The following is a 15,283-nucleotide window of genomic DNA, read 5'->3' on the forward strand; positions in this document are numbered from 1 at the left end:
CGTCCGAGCAGGACGCGGGGGCGCGGCAGCCGAATCGAGCGGGTCGATCAGACCTCGTCGGTGGTGGCCTTCTTGCGCGGGGCCGCCTTCTTGGCGGGCGCCTTCTTCGGCGCGGGGGCCTGGCCCTCGGTCGGCGCGACGTCGGTCGCGACCGAGACGACCTCGGCCTCGACCACCGGCGCGGCGTCGACGACCTCGGCCGCCTTCTCCTCGGCGGCCTTGGCCTGGCGGCCCAGCAGGTCGCTGACCCGGCCGACCACGCCCTCGGCGCTCTTCACGGTGTCGTTGTAGATGGTCTCGACGCGCTGGATGCGCTCGTCGACGACCTGGTTGGTGCGCAGCCGGTCCACGGTCTCCTCACCACGGGAGGCGAGGTCGGCGTAGATGTCCAGCGCCTGGCGGTAGTACTGCTCGGCGATCCGGCGCAGCTCCTCCGGGGTGAACTTCTCGCGCAGCGCGGCGAGGTCCTCCGGCAGCTCGGACGGGAGGCCGGACAGCCGGGTGCGCAGCGAATCGAACTGCGCCTGCACCTCGGCCCTGGTCAGCCGCTCGCGGGCCTCGTCGACCCGGGTCTGCACATCGGCGACGACGGCGCGCTCGCGCACCTGGCCGACGGCGTCGAGCACGGCGGTGTAGACGGCGTCACCGGCGCCGACGGTGGCGAAGACGGTCTTGGTCACGGTGGCGTTCTTCTCGGTCATGGTGTTTCGTTCTCCTGGCTCCGCGGGGCCTGTTCGGACAGGCCGTCGGTATTCGTGCGTGGAACGTCGTCGTCCCGGCCAGTCCCCGAGCCGTACTCGCCGTTCTCCCGGCGGAACGACTCGTAGATGTCCAGGAGCACCTGCTTCTGCCGCTCACTGATCGTGGTGTCGGCCAGCAGGGCGTCCCGGATCGGACTGTGTGGCCGTTGCTCGAGAAAGCCGGCCCGTACGTACAACACCTCCGAGGACACCCGCAACGCCTTGGCGATCTGGGCGAGCACCTCGGCGGAGGGGTTGCGCAGCCCGCGCTCGATCTGGCTGAGGTACGGATTGCTCACCCCGGCCAGAGCGGCGAGCTGTCGCAACGAGACCTGTGCGGCCTCCCGCTGCGAACGGATGAAACCTCCGATGTCCTGCGCCGCGTGGACGACGCGTGCCGCTTTCTCGCCGGCTCCGGACACCTCGGGATCTTCTGCCATCACTCACCTTCCGGTGGGTTGTACGGGTACGAGTGTAGGGGAAGGTGCTAGCTCTTGCAAGCACCGTGCTAGCGAAAGTGCTAGCTCAGCCGCCGAACATCAGGTGCGAGACGGTGTAGATGGCGAGCCCGGCGAGCGAGCCGACCACCGTGCCATTGATCCGGATGAACTGCAGGTCACGGCCGACCTGCACCTCGATCTTCTTGCTCGCCTCGTCCGCATCCCAGCGCGCGACGGTGTCGGTGACGATGGTGGAGATCTCCGCCGCGTAGTTGCCGACCAGGTAGCGCGCGCCGCGGTCGATCCAGCCGTCCACCCGGCCGCGCATCGCCTCGTCGTCGCGCAGCCGCTCGCCGAGCCTGCGCACGTTCTCGTCCACCTTGCGGCGCAGCGTGCTGTTCGGGTCGTCGGCCGACTCCAGGATCAGCCGCTTGGCCGCGCGCCAGGTCGCCTCGGCCATGCCGGTGATCTCGGCCCGGCCCATGACCTGGCTCTTCACCCGCTCGGCCTTGGCGATCATGGCCTCGTCGTGCTGCAGGTCGTGCGCGAACTCCTCCAGGAACTTGTTCGCCGCCAGCCGCACCTCGTGCTGCGGGTCGGAGCGCACCTTCCAGGTGAACTCGACCAGCTCCCGGTAGATGCGCTCGGCCAGCATGACGTTGACGAACTTCGGCGCCCACTGCGGCGCGTCCCGGTTCACGATCCGGTCGATCGTCTCCTGGCTGCCGAGCGCCCACTGGTGCGCGCGCTCGGCGAGCAGGTCGAGCAGCGCCAGCTGCCGGTTGTCGGCGAGCAGCTCGGCGAGCACCCGGCCGATCGGCGGGCCCCACTGCGGCTCGGCGATCCGCTTGACGATGGTGTTGTCGATGATCTGCTCGACGTCTTCGTCGCGCAGCGCCCCGACCACAGCGCGCAGCAGCGTCGAGCTCTCCTGCGCGACCCGCGCGGCGTTCTCCGGCTGCGCCATCCAGCGGCCGACCCGGAACGAGATCCGCGCCGCGGCGAGCCGCGCCGACACCACCTCCGGGGCCAGGAAGTTGGTGCCGACGAAGTTGCCGAGGCTGGCCCCGAGCTGGTCCTTCTTCCGCCGGATGATGGCGGTGTGCGGGATCGGCAGCCCGAGCGGGTGGCGGAAGAGCGCCGTCACCGCGAACCAGTCGGCGAGCGCGCCGACCATGCCCGCCTCGGACGCGGCGCGCACGTAGCCGACCCACGGGTCGCCCTGGCCGCGCGATTCCAGCCAGCGGCAGAACAGGTAGATCACGGTGGCCAGCGCGAGCAGGCCGGTCGCCACCACCTTCATCCGGCGCAGGTCGCGCTTCTTGCCCTCCTCGTCCATCAGGCTGCCGAGTCCCGGGGGCGCGGGCTTGCCGCCTGCCGGAACGAGCACCGCCGTGGTGCCGGGATCTGTGTGCATGGGTCCATTCTGTCCATCTCGGGGCGGAAGTGCCCGGATATGTGTTACCGGCCGCATCGTCGACGATTCCCCCCTATCGCGCGCGCCGGGAACTAGGCTGGAGCTCGCACCGGCACCGATCACACTCGACACCACGACCGAGGAGTCACGCTGTCCACCGAAGACCTCGTCGCTATCGGCGAAGTGACCGATCGACCGTCGGCGGTGCGGACCGGCCGGATGGACGGCCGCAAACGCCGCTGGCGCCAGCACAAGATCGACCGCCGCGAAGAACTCGTCGACGGCACGCTGGCCGCCGTCCGGGTGCGCGGCAGCACCGCCGGGATGGACGAGATCGCCGCCGAGATCGGCGTCTCCAAGACGGTGCTCTACCGCTACTTCTCGGACAAGAACGACCTGGTCCGGGCCACCATGCAGCGCTTCATCGAGACCACCCTGATGCCGCGGGTCTACGGTGCGATCAGCCTGGACGCCGACGAGTACCAGCTGGTCCGCTCCGCGCTGGCGGAGTACGTCGGCACGGTCGACGAGGACCCCGAGGTCTACCGCTTCATCATGGGCAACGGCTCGGCCGACCAGAGCTCGCTGGCCGAGTTCGAGCGGCTCTTCGCCGAGGTGGTCGCCGCGGTGATCACCGAGCGCGCCACCGAGAAGGGCATCGACACCGAGGGCGCCATGCTCTGGTCCTACGTGCTGGTCGGCGGCATCCAGCTGGCCACGCACTGGTGGACCACGCACAAGACCATGGACCGCGAACAGGTGATCGACTACCTGACCATGATGACCTGGAGCGCCATCGAGGGCATGGCGCGGGCGGGCGGCTCGCGCGAGCTCTTCACCGCCCAGTCGCACGTCCTCCCGGACCCGCCGCAGGTGTAGAACCGACCGGTAACTTCGTTGGAGTGGCCCGGGTCACAGACATTCTCGACAGGTCGGCGGCTCCGGTTAGGCTGATGCCGAGCGGGTGGCCCACGTCACCGCGCGGGCACCAACGGAGGTACTCGATGGCGAAGCACGTGCCGACGTCCCGGCTCGCACGCGGCACCAAGCTCGGCGCGGTCGCGGCGGGCTCCGTGATCCGCTCCCGCCGGACCAGGCTCTCCATGCGCGGCCGCTCCGAGGCGGTGCGCGCCAAGATGGCCGAGGAGTCGATGATCCGCACCACCGAGCAGGTGGTCATGGTGCTCGGCACCATGAAGGGCGTCGCCATGAAGCTCGGCCAGATGATGTCGGTGCTCGACCTCGACCTGGTGCCTGAGGCGCACCGGGAGCGGTTCCAGCAGCGGCTCGCGGTGCTCCGCAATGCCGCGCCGACGGTCTCCTTCGCGGCCATGCGCGCGGTGATCGAGGAGGACCTGGGCAGGCCGCTCGGCGAGGTCTTCGCCGAGTTCGGCGCGGAGCCGGTGGCGGCGGCCTCGATCGGCCAGGTGTACCTGGCCACGCTGCACGACGGCCGCCGGGTCGCGGTGAAGGTGCAGTACCCCGGTATCGACGCCGCGGTCCGCGCCGACCTGAAGAACCTGGCCATGTTCCGCAAGGTGCTGCAGTCCGCCATGCCGTGGGTGACGCCCGCGGTGCTGGACGAGCTGCGGCTCAATATGGAGGGCGAGCTGGACTACCGCGCCGAGGCGCGGACCCAGCAGCAGATCGCGGCGCTCTACGCCGACCATCCGTTCATCGTGGTTCCGCGCGCCGTTCCGGAGCTGAGCAGCACCAGGGTGCTGGTCAGCGAGTACATCGATGGCCGCGGCTTCGACGAGGTGCGCGCGCTGCCGGACGCCGAGCGGAACCGGATCGGCGAGATCATCTACCGCTTCTACATGGGGTCGCTGTTCACCTTCGGCGAGTTCTGCGGCGACCCGCACCCGGGCAATGTGCTGCTCGCCGCCGACGGCCGGGTCGGGTTCCTCGACTTCGGGCTCTACAACCGGATGGACGCCGACCACGTTCGGTTCGAGATCACCTGCCTGCGCGCCGCCGCCGAGGACCGGGCCGAGGACCTGCGCGAGCTCATGATCCAGCGCGGCGTGATCGACTCCCCCGAGGAGATCGGCGCCGAGGAGTGCCTGGAGTACGTGCTCTCCGCCGCCGAGTGGTGCCTGGTGGACGAGGAGATCGCCATCACCCCCGAACTCGCCAGCGGCGCCTTCCTGCTCGCGGTCGACCCGCGGGCCAGTGAGTTCGCGGGCATGAAGCAGCAGAACCTGCCGCCGGAGCACCTGTTCTCCCGCCGCGCCGACTTCCTCACCTTCGGCATGCTCGGCCAGCTCGGCTGCGCCGCGAACTGGCATCGCATCGCCCGCGAGTGGCTCTACGACGAACCGCCTGCGACCGAGCTCGGCGCCGCGCACCACGCCTGGCTCGCGCAGCGCCCGGCCGGTCGCCCGACCACGCCCCCACCGGCGCGGCGCAAGGCCAAGCGCTCCTGACCCCGTCCGCCCATCGAAAGGGAATCCGCACCCATGCCCGAAACCCGTGAACTGGACCTGGTGCTCTTCGGCGCCACCGGCTTCGTCGGCAAGATCATCGCCGAGTACCTGACCAGGGCGGCGCCCGCGGGCGCCAGGATCGGGCTGGCCGGGCGCACCAGGAGCAAGCTGGAGCAGCTGCGCGGCGAGCTCGGGCCGGTGGCCGCGGACTGGGAGCTGATCGAGGCGGACGTGAACGACCCGTCCACGCTGAACGCCATGGTCGCCAGGACCACCGCGGTGCTCACCACGGTCGGGCCGTACCTGCGCTACGGCATGCCGCTGGTGGCGGCCTGCGCGCACGCGGGCACGCACTACGGCGACCTGACCGGCGAGGTGCCCTTCGTCCGCGAGGCCATCGACCGGTACCAGGACATCGCGGTGGCCAGCGGGGCCAAGATCGTGAACTCCTGCGGCTACGACTCGGTGCCCTCCGACCTGAGCGTGTACCAGCTGTACAAGCGGACCGTCGCGGACAACACCGGCGAGCTCACCGACGTCACCCTGATCGCCGCGGTCAAGGGCGGGGTCAGCGGCGGCACCGTCGACTCGCTGCGTGCCATGGTCGAGGAGGCCGCGAACGACCCGGCCAAGGCGAAGCTGCTCACCCACCCGTACGCGCTCAGCCCGGACACCGAGCGCGAGCCCAAGGTCGGCAGGCAGACCGACCAGACCCTGCAGCGCGCGAGCGCCATCCACCCCGGGCTGCCCGGCTGGGTCGGCACCTTCGTCATGGCGGCGCACAACACCAAGATCGTGCGGCGCAGCAACGGCCTGCTCGGCTGGGTGTACGGCAAGAACTTCCGGTACCGCGAGGTGATGACCGCGGGCCGCTCGCCGCTCGCCCCCGTGGTCGCGGCCGCGCTGGCGGGCGGCACCGCCGCCGGGGTGGCGACCACCGCGGTGCTGAGCCGGTCCGGGGTGGGGCGCAAGGTGCTCGACAAGGTGCTGCCCGCGCCCGGCACCGGCCCCAGCGAGAAGACCAGGGTGAACGGCTGGTTCCGGATGAAGACCTACGCGAACACCACCTCCGGCACCACCTACCTGGCCACCTTCGAGGGCAAGGGCGACCCCGGCTACCAGGCCACCGCGGTGATGTTCGCCGAGACGGGGCTGGCGCTCGCCTTCGACCGGGAGAAGCAGAGCGAGCTGACCGGCATCCTTACCCCGGCCGCCGCCGTCGGTGACGCGCTCACCGACCGGCTGCGCGCGGCCGGGATGACCATCGAGGTCGAGCCGGTCCGGTGAACCTCGCCCGCCGCGCCATGAACGCGCCCGCGCTCGCCGCCGTCTATGAGCGGGCGTGGCGCCCGGCGCTGTTCTACCTGGCCAGTGGCCGCAGCATGGACACCGACCGGCGGGACGCGGCGTGCACGCTGCGGCTCGCCGGCCCCAAGCGGGTGCTCGACCTGGCCTGCGGCCCCGGCAATTTCACCCGGTACCTGAGCCGGGAGCTGACCGGGGACGGCGTCGTCGTCGGGGTCGACTACTCCGCGCCCATGCTCGCGCAGGCGGTCAGGGACAACTCCGCACCGCGCACCGGCTACGTCCGCGGCGACGCCCGCACCCTGCCCTTCGCGGACGGCAGCTTCGACGCCGTCTGCTGCTTCGGCGCGCTCTACCTCATCCCCGACCCGATCCGCGCCACCCGCGAGATGATCCGGGTGCTCGCGCCCGGCGGGCGGATCGCGATCAGCACCAGCCACCGCACTCCCGGCTGGTTCGGGGCGGTGAGCACCGCGGTCGGCGGCGCGGGCGGGTTGCGCGTCTTCGACACCGCCACCTTCCCCGCGCTCTTCGCCGAGCACGGGCTGACCGAGGTGGACCAGCAGGTCCACCGCCTCCTCCAGTACGTCAGCGCCACCCGCCCCGCCTAGCGCCCGCAGGGCGAGTCTTACGAGCCCGTTCGCCGCCCGTCCCGCAGGGCGGCGAACTCGCCCGGCGAAGCCGGGCAAATTCAACAGAGCTCGACCATGCGACGCAGAATGGCCGGCGCCAGGGTCAGCTCGAATTCGGTTGCGCCGCCGTCGAAGACGAAGGTCACGTGGCCCGGTCTGGCATCGCGGCCGCGCCGGACCGCGCACCGCTCGTCGACGATCAGCCAGCCGCCGACGGTCAATGGATCGAACATCGCACCCCTCCCCACTCCCCTTGGACGGGCTGCGCCAGAGCCCGGTTGGATTGTTCCAGCGCTGCCCCGGGTGGTGTCAATGCGGTGACGGCGTGTCGTCGGCGCGTCAGGCGCCGAACCAGCGATCCGGTTGCTGGACAACGTCGTCCACCCGCACCAGCACGCCGTCGGCGGTGTACCTGGCGGAGCGGCGCACCAGCACCGCGGCCGGATCGGGCAGCCCGAGCTGCTCGCGCTCGAAGGCGCTCGCCAGCCGCGCAGTGACCCGGTCGTGGCCGAATGCCACCCGCACCCCGGCCACCTCGGCCAGGTACCGGCCGGAGCCGCCGGGCAGCGCCTCGGCCCGCGCCAGCAGCGGCGCCCGCTCGGCGAGGCCGGGCGCGAACCACGAGGTCACCAGCGCCGCGACCCCGGAGGCACCGCGCACGAGGCGGATTCGCGCCACCAGCATCCCCGCGCCGGTGAACTCCGCCCGCAGCGCGTCCGGCGCGGGCTCGGCGCCCGCCCGGAGCAGCAGCACGGCGGGGTCGGTGCCCGCGCCGCCCGCGAGCCCCGGCTCGGCGTCGGCCACCACGTCCGGGGTGGCGCCGAGCGCGGGCCAGCGGTAGCCGTCGCCCGGATAACCCAGGTGTAGCCCCGGCTCGTCCCGCGCGATCGCCGCCACGGCGCGCTCCATGACGAAACTCCCCGACTGCGGGCGGGTTTCGACCAGCCCGAGCCTGCGCAGCTCGCGCAGCGCCTTATTGGCGGTGAGCCGCGCGACGCCCCACTGCGCGGCCAGCTCCCGCTCCGACGGCACCTCGGCGCCCGGGGGCAGCTCCCCCTCCTCGATTCGGGTGGCGAAGTGCTTCGCGATCTGCAAATACTTGGGCAGCGCCGGATTTTCGGCAGCCTCGCTCACGATTTCCCTCCCCCTCGACCGACCGGCGCCAGTCTAGGCGACAGGCCCGGTGCGCCAGATCACCCGACACCGGCGATTTCCGCCGACCACCGGTGCGTACCCGCCGGTACAGTGCGGATGAGCAGGGGTAACGCCAGAGGGGTTGGCCACATGGGAATTCCGGATACCGGGCAGTCGGCGGCGCGCGCGCTCTACGCGGCGGCCAGGGAGGGCGACCCCGGTGTGGTGGCGCTGGACTCCGATGTCGCGAGCGGGCTCGCCGCCGCCTGCGACGACTTGGTCGCCGAGCTGGGCCGGATCGCCGAGCGCGGGCAGGGGTTGGAGGCCGTGCGCGGCTTCCCCGCCCTGCCCACCGGGAGCGGGCTGGCGCGCGGGTTCGGCGCCAAGGGGCAGGAGTTCCTCGCCACGGTGACCGCCTTCCAGCAGACGGCACTGCTCTACAAAGCCGCGTACCTGGCCGCGGGTCGCCGCTTCGCCGACGCCGAGGCGGCCGCGGGCGCGGCCTTCGCCCTGGCCGGGAGCAAATCGTGAACGGCTCCGCCGCGGCGGGGAACTAGGCGGGACCGTGGCCGACCACGCGGCGCGGGCCGCCGCCGACGCCATCGGGGTGCGCAGCCGCGCGCTGAGCGGCGCGGGCGCCACCGACCCGCCCTACGCCCCGATCCGCGAGCGCTTCGCCGGCTACCAGCACCGGGAGATCTGGGAGCTGGTGCACGAGCAGCTCGACCCGGCCGCGCTCGGCCGCGCCGCGACCGGTTGGCAGGGCGCGGCGGACGCGCTCGGCGCGGCCTTCCAGTCCTTCGCCGACACCACCGCACCGCTCTTCGCCCGCTGGTCCGGGCAGTCGGCGACCGCGGCCGCCGCGGCGACCAGGGAGTTCACCGCGGCGGGCAGCGCGGCGAGCGACGTCTGCCGCACCATCCAGCGGCTGCTCGAGCTGAATGCCGAGGCGGCGCAGACCGTCCGCGCCGCGATCACCCCGCCCCCGGAGTACCACGCGCTGCCCGACCCGGTGGCCGAGGCGGTGCACGGCGGCCGCAGGCGGATGGAGCACGAGGTCATCGCCGCGACGGCGCTCGCCGACGCGCAGGACACCATGACCAACGTCTACACCCCCACCATGCCCGCAACCGGCGACGCGGTCCCCCGCTTCACCGTGCCGCCCGCGGGCCCGGACGGCGCGCGGTGAAGTGGGTGCTCGACCCGGACGAGTTCAGCTACGTCTGGGAGAACGAGACCGGCCTCGACCGCCGTCCGTACCCGATCAACATGGCGCCCGCCGGGACCGCCCGCAGCGAGCGCGAGCACGCGGCCCTGCGCCTCCCGCAGCGCTTCCCGCGCCAGGCCGACCCCGACCTGGCGGCCGCGCTCATGGTCTGCGCCCGCCCGGACGCCACCACCGTCACCGTGTCCGGCGAGCGCACCGTGCGCAGCCGGAACAACGGGAGCGCGCCGCACACCGAGCGGATCCTGCTCTACGCGGCGGTGGTGCACCACCACGCGAGCATCGTCGCCGCCGCCCCGCGGCAGGTCACCGTGGTCATGTGCCACGCCCGCACGCTCGGCGAGCGGCTGGTGCAGCTGATCGGCTCGGCGCGGGCGGGCCGCAACCCGGCGCTGCGTGAACCGCAGGACGCCGTGCTGCACGGCCACTCCGCGACCTTCGGCTCCGGCGCCCGCCCCGGCCCCGACCCCGCCGACGAGCCGGATCGGGGCGCGGCCCACTTCCGGAAGATGCTGCGCCGCCCGGTCGACGGCCGCGGCTTCGTCACCGTCACGGTCGCGCCGGACGACCCCATGTCGCCGCCGACCAGGCACCGCAGCTGGCTCGACCTCAGCGGCGACGGCCGCTACCTGCTCACCACCGCGCACGACCTCACCCTGACCCCGGTCGGCGACGCCGAGTTCGCCGCGCAGCTGACCCGGTTGGCCCAGATCCGGTGAGCCGGGACGCGCTCGTGGTAGGTGTGGGGGATGTCGCCGAACTGGACAACGCCCGCCGCCGAAGCACTGCGAGCCGACGGCCTGCGCGTCGCCGACCTGGACACCTCGGCGACGCCGGGCTTCACCGGCGACAAGGCCGCCGGGCAGCTGCTGCTCACCGAACGCGGCGAGGTGCTCTCGAAGCTGCAGGAGAAGCTGTACGCCAACGGCCGCTCCGGTGACCACCGCAATGTGCTGCTGGTCCTGCAGGGCATGGACACCGCGGGCAAGGGCGGCATCGTCAGGCACGTGATCGGCTCGGTCGACCCGCAGGGCGTCGACCACGCCTCCTTCGGCGTGCCCACCCCGGAGGAGCAGCGCCACCACTACCTGTGGCGGATCCGCAAGGCGCTGCCGCGCGGCGGCCAGCTCGGCGTCTTCGACCGCTCGCACTACGAGGACGTCCTGGTGGTCCGGGTGCACGACCTGGTGCCGCCCACCGAGTGGGAGCCGCGCTACGACGAGATCAACGAGTTCGAGCGCGGGCTGGTCGACGAGGGGACCACCATCGTCAAGGTCGCCATGTTCGTCTCCCTCGACGAGCAGAAGAAGCGGCTCCGCGAGCGGCTGCAGCGCCCCGACAAGTACTGGAAGTTCAACCCCAGCGACATCGACGAGCGCGCCTACTGGCCCCAGTACCAGGCCGCTTACCAGGCCATGCTCGACCGCACCAGCACCGAGTACGCGCCGTGGCACGTCATCCCCTCCGACCGCAAATGGTTCTCCCGCCTCGCCGTCACCGAGCTCCTCATCGACGCCCTCACCGCCCTCGACCTGCACTGGCCCGCGGCCAAGTTCGATGTCGCGGAGCAGTTGCAGAGGTTGGAAACCGCGTAGCAACTCGTACCGACCGGTTCCCGGCCGGAGCCCGCATCGGCGGTCGAAGCCCGTCGCCGTACCTGGCCGAACTGCCACGCTCCGTCCATGGGGACTCTGCGAGGGATCGGAATCGGGTTGGCCGGATTCGCGGTGCTGGCCGCGGTGGGGTGTGGCGGCGAGGCGACGCAGCAGCGGGCGGCGAGCACGACGCGGCCGCCGAGCACGACATCGGTGGCCGGTACCTCGGCGTCGAGCACGACGCCTGCGCCGACCACCACGACGCCGAGCCCGACCACAACGACGCGGGTGCAGCCCACCACCCCGCCGGTGCCCACCACCACGCAGGCGCCTGCCCCGCCGCCGGTAGCCCTGCCGACCACCACGTGGATGCCTGCCCCGCCGCCGCCGGTGGCCGTGCCGACGACCGTGGCGGTGCCGCCAGCACCGCAGCTGGAGACGCCGCAACCCACCCAGGCCCCGAGCGCCTACTACCGCAACTGCGCGGCGGCCCGCGCGGCAGGCGCCGCGCCACTGCACAGCGGCGAGCCCGGCTACCGCAGCGACCTCGATCGCGACGGCGACGGAGTCGCCTGCGAAACCTGACCGGTGACCAACGGCACCGAGCCCGCCTCCTTTCGACTACGGAAAATCTCAGGTCACTGCGCCAGGATGGGGCACGATGCCCCCGGCCCGCCTTCCCGGCGCGGAACTACGATCGGTGCGGCAGCGATCGCAAGACCCGACGAAAGGCGTGGTGAACGCACGGTGAGCAAGGGAAGCAACAACCCGCTGGCGGCCGCGGAGCGCGCCGACCGCAAGCGCAAGCTCCTCATCCAGGTCGCGGTCGCGGTCGTGCTGGTCGGGCTGGTGGCCGCCATCGGCATCAGCATCGCCATCAAGAACGCCGCGAACAACGACGAGGGCCCCACCCCCACCATCGCCGCGGGCGCCCCGCAGAACCCGGCGGGCATCACCGGCACCATCACCGACAGCGGCTACATCCGGATCGGCAAGCCGGACGCGACGACCACCGTGCGCGTCGTCGCCGACCTGCAGTGCCCCGCCTGCAAGGCCTTCGAGGCCCAGTACGGCCAGGTCCTCGAAGACGCCGTGGACAACGGCACTGCCGCCGTCGAGTACAACATCATCGCCTTCCTGGACCGCGCCTCCACCACCGAGTACTCCTCGCGCGCCGCCAACGCCGCCTACTGCGTCGCGGGCACCGACCCGGCCAAGTTCCAGAGCTGGCTGAAGACCATGTACGCCCAGCAGCCCAGCGAGGGCGGCGCCGGCCTGCCGGACGCCTCGCTGCTGCAGATCGCGCAGGCCGTCGGCTACACCGACCCGTCGATCGAGCAGTGCATCACCGACCGCACCTACGACAAGTACGTCGCGGCCCGCACCGACGACACCCTGAACAGCGGCGTGCAGTCCACCCCGTCGGTGTTCGTGAACGGCACCCAGGTCACCCCGGACCAGCTGGCCGGCGCGATCACCGCCGCGCAGTGACCGCGGCACCGCCCCGGTCCGCCTGGATTCTGCTGCTCGCCGGGGTGCTCGGCTGGCTGGCGGCGGTAGCGCTGACCGTGGAGCGCTTCAAGCTCTTCACCGACCCCGGCTACACGCCGTCGTGCAGCTTCAACCCGGTGCTCTCCTGCGGTTCGGTGATGACCACCGAGCAGGCGGCGCTCTTCGGCTTCCCGAATCCGCTGATCGGCGTGGTCGGCTTCTCGGTCGTGGTCACGCTCGGGCTGCTCTCGGTGGCCGGCATCGCCTTCCCACGCTGGATCTGGGGCGGGCTCTGGCTCGGCACCGCGCTCGGCCTGGTCTTCGTCGGCTGGCTGATCTTCCAGAGCCTGTACCGGATCAATGCGCTGTGCCCGTACTGCCTGGTGGTGTGGGCGATCATCACGCCGCTGTTCGCGGTCGTCACCGAGCAGCTGTGGGGGCGCTCCGCCGGGCCGCTGCGGATCCTGGCGGAGTGGCGCTGGACCTTCGTCGCGGTGTTCTACGCGACCGTGCTGGTCCTGGTCTTCCTGCGCTTCCAGGACTACTGGCTGTCGCTGGCCTGAGCGCTCAGCGCGGCGGGCTCTCGGCCAGCACCACCTCGACGACCCGGCGGACGCCGTTCTCCAGCACCTCCAGCCGGACCACGTCGGCCGGGCGCCTGGCGTCGATCTCGGCGCGCAGCGCGGTCGCGCCCGCGGTGGGCTTGCCGTCCACCGCGACCACCACGCTGCCGTCGGCGAGCCCGGCGTTCCAGGCCGGGGTGCCGTAGAGCACCACGTCCAGTCGGGCGCCGCCCGCGGCGTCGGAGATCAGCACGCCGAGCGTCGCGGTCGGGCCGACGTGCACCGCCCCCGCGGAGACCCCAGCGCGGATCTGCCGCACCACGGCCATGGCCTTGTCGATCGGCACCGCGTACCCGTTCGGCTGCTGCCCGGCGGGCAGCGGCTCCTCGGCCGGGCCGGAGGCCGCGGTGATCACCCCGATCACCTCGCCGTTGCGGTCGGCCAGCGCCCCGCCGGACTGCCCCGCGGTCACCGCCGCCGCCACCTCGACCATGCCGCGCAGCGCCAGCCGGGAGAAGTCGGCGGAGTTCTGCGCGACGATGGTGCTGTTCAGGTCGGTGATCCGGCCCGCGACCGCGGTCGGCGCCCCGCCCACCCCGCCGGCATTGCCCAGCGCGAGCACCTCGTCGCGCAGCCGCAGCCGGGCGGAGGAGCCGAGCCGCGCGCTCGGCAGCCCGCCCGCGCCGGTGAGCGCGAGCAGCGCGATATCGGCGGTGGCGTCGTAGCCGAGCACCTCCGCCGCGTACTCCACACCCGTCCCCACATCGGTGACCAGCACCGATTCCGCACCCTTGATCACATGGTGGCTGGTGAGCACCTCACCCTCCGGCCCGAGCACGATCCCGGAGCCCGCCGCCGCCGCGCCGAACGGCCGCAGCGTGACCGCGATGTTCACCAGCGCCGGGCCGACCGCCGCCGCCACCGCGACCGGGTCCAGCGGCGGCGCGGGCGGCGCGACCGCGGCGGGCACCCGCTCCGGCCCGGTGAAGGCGTCGAGCAGGTCGGCGCGGAAACCGACGAACCCGGCGAGCGCCAGCGCCACCACCAGGAGCAGCGCGGCGCCGCGCCCGCCGCGTTCGGGGTCGCGCGGCTGCCATCCGTCGTCCATGGTCGTCCCATCTCCGGCCGGCTCGAAGTCTCCATTGTGGCCGCTGCGGGCGGACCGCACCCCCCGAGCGGAGCGGCCGGTTGGCAAACCGCAGCATGCGACGGTAGGCATGTACGCATGAGCACCGCTGCCGCCTACGCCATGTCGGACCCCGCCGGGCCGTTCGAGAAGGTCACCATCGAGCGCCGCGAGCTCGGCCCGCACGACGTCCTGATCGACGTGAAGTACGCGGGCATCTGCCACTCCGACATCCACACCGCCCGCAACGAGTGGGGCGGCGCCAAGTACCCCTGCGTGCCCGGCCACGAGATCGCGGGCATCGTGGCCGCGGTCGGCTCCGCCGTCACCAGGCACGCCGTCGGCGACCGGGTCGGCGTCGGCTGCATGGTCGACTCCTGCGGCCGCTGCGCCCCCTGCCTGGACGGCAACGAGCAGTACTGCGAGCGCGGCGCCGTCATGACCTACAACACCCCGGTCGACGAGGCGGTGCAGCCGGGCGGGGTCACGCTCGGCGGGTACGCCACGCAGATCGTGGTCACCGAGAGCTTCGTGCTGTCCATCCCGGAGGGCATCGGCCTCGACGTCGCGGCCCCCCTGCTCTGCGCGGGCATCACCACCTACTCCCCGCTGCGGCACTGGAACGCCGGGCCGGGCAAACAGGTGGCGATCATCGGCATGGGCGGGCTCGGGCACGTCGGGGTGAAGATCGCCGCCGCGCTCGGCGCCGAGGTGACGGTGCTCAGCCAGTCGCTGCGCAAGCGCGACGACGGGCTCCGGCTCGGCGCCACCGGCTACTACGCCACCGCCGAGAAGCAGACCTTCAAGGACCTGCGCAACCGCTTCGACCTCATCCTCAACACCGTCTCCGCCGACCTCCCCCTGGACAACTACCTCAAGCTGCTGAAGGTCGACGGCACCCTCGTCGCGCTCGGCCTGCCCGAGAACCCGGCGAGCATCCGCCCGTACCTGCTGGCCAGCTACCGCCGCTCGCTCTCCGGCTCGATGATCGGCGGCATCGCCGAGACCCAGGAGATGCTGAACTTCTGCGCCAAGCACGGAATCGGCGCGGAGATCGAGTTGATCTCCGTCGACGAGATCGACGCGGCCTACGACCGGGTCGTCGCCAGCGACGTGCAGTACCGGTTCGTGATCGACGCGGGGACGATCTGAGCGAAGTCACCGCCGAGGACGGCGCCCGGCTGCA

Annotated in this window: 18 protein-coding genes; 12 read left to right on the forward strand and 6 right to left on the reverse strand. The window is 72.3% G+C overall.

All coding sequences use genetic code 11. From position 1 onward, the window contains the following. Nucleotides 1-47 precede the first annotated feature (47 nt). From ACFUUZ_RS27990 to ACFUUZ_RS28000, 3 genes are all read right to left on the reverse strand, one after another. The gene (locus tag ACFUUZ_RS27990) at nt 48-701 is read right to left on the reverse strand and encodes a heparin-binding hemagglutinin (protein ID WP_378701335.1); all 654 of its coding nucleotides are present in this window, start codon (nt 699-701) and stop codon (nt 48-50) included. Further along, nucleotides 698-1,180 carry a helix-turn-helix domain-containing protein gene (locus ACFUUZ_RS27995; RefSeq protein ID WP_378701337.1) on the reverse strand — a complete coding sequence of 161 codons (483 nt, stop codon included), beginning with the start codon at nt 1,178-1,180 and terminating at the stop codon, nt 698-700. Before ACFUUZ_RS27995 ends, ACFUUZ_RS27990 begins: the two co-directional genes overlap by 4 nt. Before the next feature lie 85 nt (nt 1,181-1,265). Next, entirely contained in the window at nt 1,266-2,597 is a 1,332-nt protein-coding gene (locus ACFUUZ_RS28000; protein WP_378701339.1) for a DUF445 domain-containing protein, read from the reverse strand. Between the two features lie 204 nt (nt 2,598-2,801). Here ACFUUZ_RS28000 and ACFUUZ_RS28005 point away from each other — a divergent pair, with 204 nt between their 5' ends. The 4 genes from ACFUUZ_RS28005 (at nt 2,802) to ACFUUZ_RS28020 (ending at nt 6,942) form a co-directional block, all read left to right on the forward strand. Beyond that, nucleotides 2,802-3,476, forward strand: coding sequence for a TetR/AcrR family transcriptional regulator (locus tag ACFUUZ_RS28005; RefSeq protein WP_378701386.1), 675 nt, complete (start codon nt 2,802-2,804; stop codon nt 3,474-3,476). A 125-nt stretch (nt 3,477-3,601) separates the two neighbouring features. Further along, the gene (locus ACFUUZ_RS28010; protein WP_378701341.1) at nt 3,602-5,026 is read left to right on the forward strand and encodes an ABC1 kinase family protein; all 1,425 of its coding nucleotides are present in this window, start codon (nt 3,602-3,604) and stop codon (nt 5,024-5,026) included. A 33-nt stretch (nt 5,027-5,059) separates the two neighbouring features. Continuing rightward, nucleotides 5,060-6,313, forward strand: coding sequence for a saccharopine dehydrogenase family protein (locus tag ACFUUZ_RS28015; RefSeq protein ID WP_378701343.1), 1,254 nt, complete (start codon nt 5,060-5,062; stop codon nt 6,311-6,313). Beyond that, nucleotides 6,310-6,942, forward strand: a complete 633-nt coding sequence (locus ACFUUZ_RS28020; RefSeq protein WP_378701345.1) for a class I SAM-dependent methyltransferase — start codon at nt 6,310-6,312, stop codon at nt 6,940-6,942. Before ACFUUZ_RS28015 ends, ACFUUZ_RS28020 begins: the two co-directional genes overlap by 4 nt. Nucleotides 6,943-7,022: 80 nt before the next feature. Here ACFUUZ_RS28020 and ACFUUZ_RS28025 read toward each other — a convergent pair whose 3' ends face one another. Both ACFUUZ_RS28025 and ACFUUZ_RS28030 read right to left on the reverse strand, forming a co-directional pair. Then, nucleotides 7,023-7,196, reverse strand: a complete 174-nt coding sequence (locus ACFUUZ_RS28025) for a hypothetical protein (protein WP_378701347.1) — start codon at nt 7,194-7,196, stop codon at nt 7,023-7,025. Between the two features lie 106 nt (nt 7,197-7,302). Next, nucleotides 7,303-8,097 carry a GntR family transcriptional regulator gene (locus ACFUUZ_RS28030; RefSeq protein ID WP_378701348.1) on the reverse strand — a complete coding sequence of 265 codons (795 nt, stop codon included), beginning with the start codon at nt 8,095-8,097 and terminating at the stop codon, nt 7,303-7,305. A 150-nt stretch (nt 8,098-8,247) separates the two neighbouring features. Between ACFUUZ_RS28030 and ACFUUZ_RS28035 the strand changes: the two genes are divergently transcribed. The 7 genes from ACFUUZ_RS28035 (at nt 8,248) to ACFUUZ_RS28065 (ending at nt 12,971) form a co-directional block, all read left to right on the forward strand. Next, entirely contained in the window at nt 8,248-8,628 is a 381-nt protein-coding gene (locus ACFUUZ_RS28035) for a hypothetical protein (protein WP_378701350.1), read from the forward strand. 34 nt (nt 8,629-8,662) lie between these two features. Further along, complete coding sequence (locus ACFUUZ_RS28040; RefSeq protein WP_378701352.1) at nt 8,663-9,286, forward strand: hypothetical protein; 624 nt, start codon at nt 8,663-8,665, stop codon at nt 9,284-9,286. Next, nucleotides 9,283-10,041, forward strand: a complete 759-nt coding sequence (locus tag ACFUUZ_RS28045; protein WP_378701354.1) for an ESX secretion-associated protein EspG — start codon at nt 9,283-9,285, stop codon at nt 10,039-10,041. Before ACFUUZ_RS28040 ends, ACFUUZ_RS28045 begins: the two co-directional genes overlap by 4 nt. Nucleotides 10,042-10,071: 30 nt before the next feature. After that, the gene (locus ACFUUZ_RS28050; RefSeq protein WP_378701356.1) at nt 10,072-10,917 is read left to right on the forward strand and encodes a polyphosphate kinase 2 family protein; all 846 of its coding nucleotides are present in this window, start codon (nt 10,072-10,074) and stop codon (nt 10,915-10,917) included. An 87-nt stretch (nt 10,918-11,004) separates the two neighbouring features. Beyond that, nucleotides 11,005-11,502, forward strand: coding sequence for an excalibur calcium-binding domain-containing protein (locus tag ACFUUZ_RS28055; RefSeq protein ID WP_378701358.1), 498 nt, complete (start codon nt 11,005-11,007; stop codon nt 11,500-11,502). 162 nt (nt 11,503-11,664) lie between these two features. After that, nucleotides 11,665-12,408 (forward strand): DsbA family protein, encoded by a 744-nt coding sequence (locus ACFUUZ_RS28060; protein WP_378701360.1) that lies wholly within the window; start codon nt 11,665-11,667, stop codon nt 12,406-12,408. Next, nucleotides 12,405-12,971 carry a vitamin K epoxide reductase family protein gene (locus ACFUUZ_RS28065; RefSeq protein WP_378701362.1) on the forward strand — a complete coding sequence of 189 codons (567 nt, stop codon included), beginning with the start codon at nt 12,405-12,407 and terminating at the stop codon, nt 12,969-12,971. Before ACFUUZ_RS28060 ends, ACFUUZ_RS28065 begins: the two co-directional genes overlap by 4 nt. Nucleotides 12,972-12,975: 4 nt before the next feature. On the opposite strand, the gene ACFUUZ_RS28070 is transcribed toward ACFUUZ_RS28065, so the two are convergent. Next, entirely contained in the window at nt 12,976-14,079 is a 1,104-nt protein-coding gene (locus ACFUUZ_RS28070; RefSeq protein ID WP_378701364.1) for a S1C family serine protease, read from the reverse strand. A 117-nt stretch (nt 14,080-14,196) separates the two neighbouring features. On the opposite strand from ACFUUZ_RS28070, the gene ACFUUZ_RS28075 reads away from it, so the two are divergent. Next, the gene (locus ACFUUZ_RS28075) at nt 14,197-15,249 is read left to right on the forward strand and encodes an NAD(P)-dependent alcohol dehydrogenase (RefSeq protein ID WP_378701366.1); all 1,053 of its coding nucleotides are present in this window, start codon (nt 14,197-14,199) and stop codon (nt 15,247-15,249) included. The last annotated feature ends 34 nt before the right edge of the window (nt 15,250-15,283 follow it).

It is taken from the genome of Nocardia sp. NPDC057353 (assembly GCF_042667085.1).
Taxonomy (GTDB): domain Bacteria; phylum Actinomycetota; class Actinomycetes; order Mycobacteriales; family Mycobacteriaceae; genus Nocardia.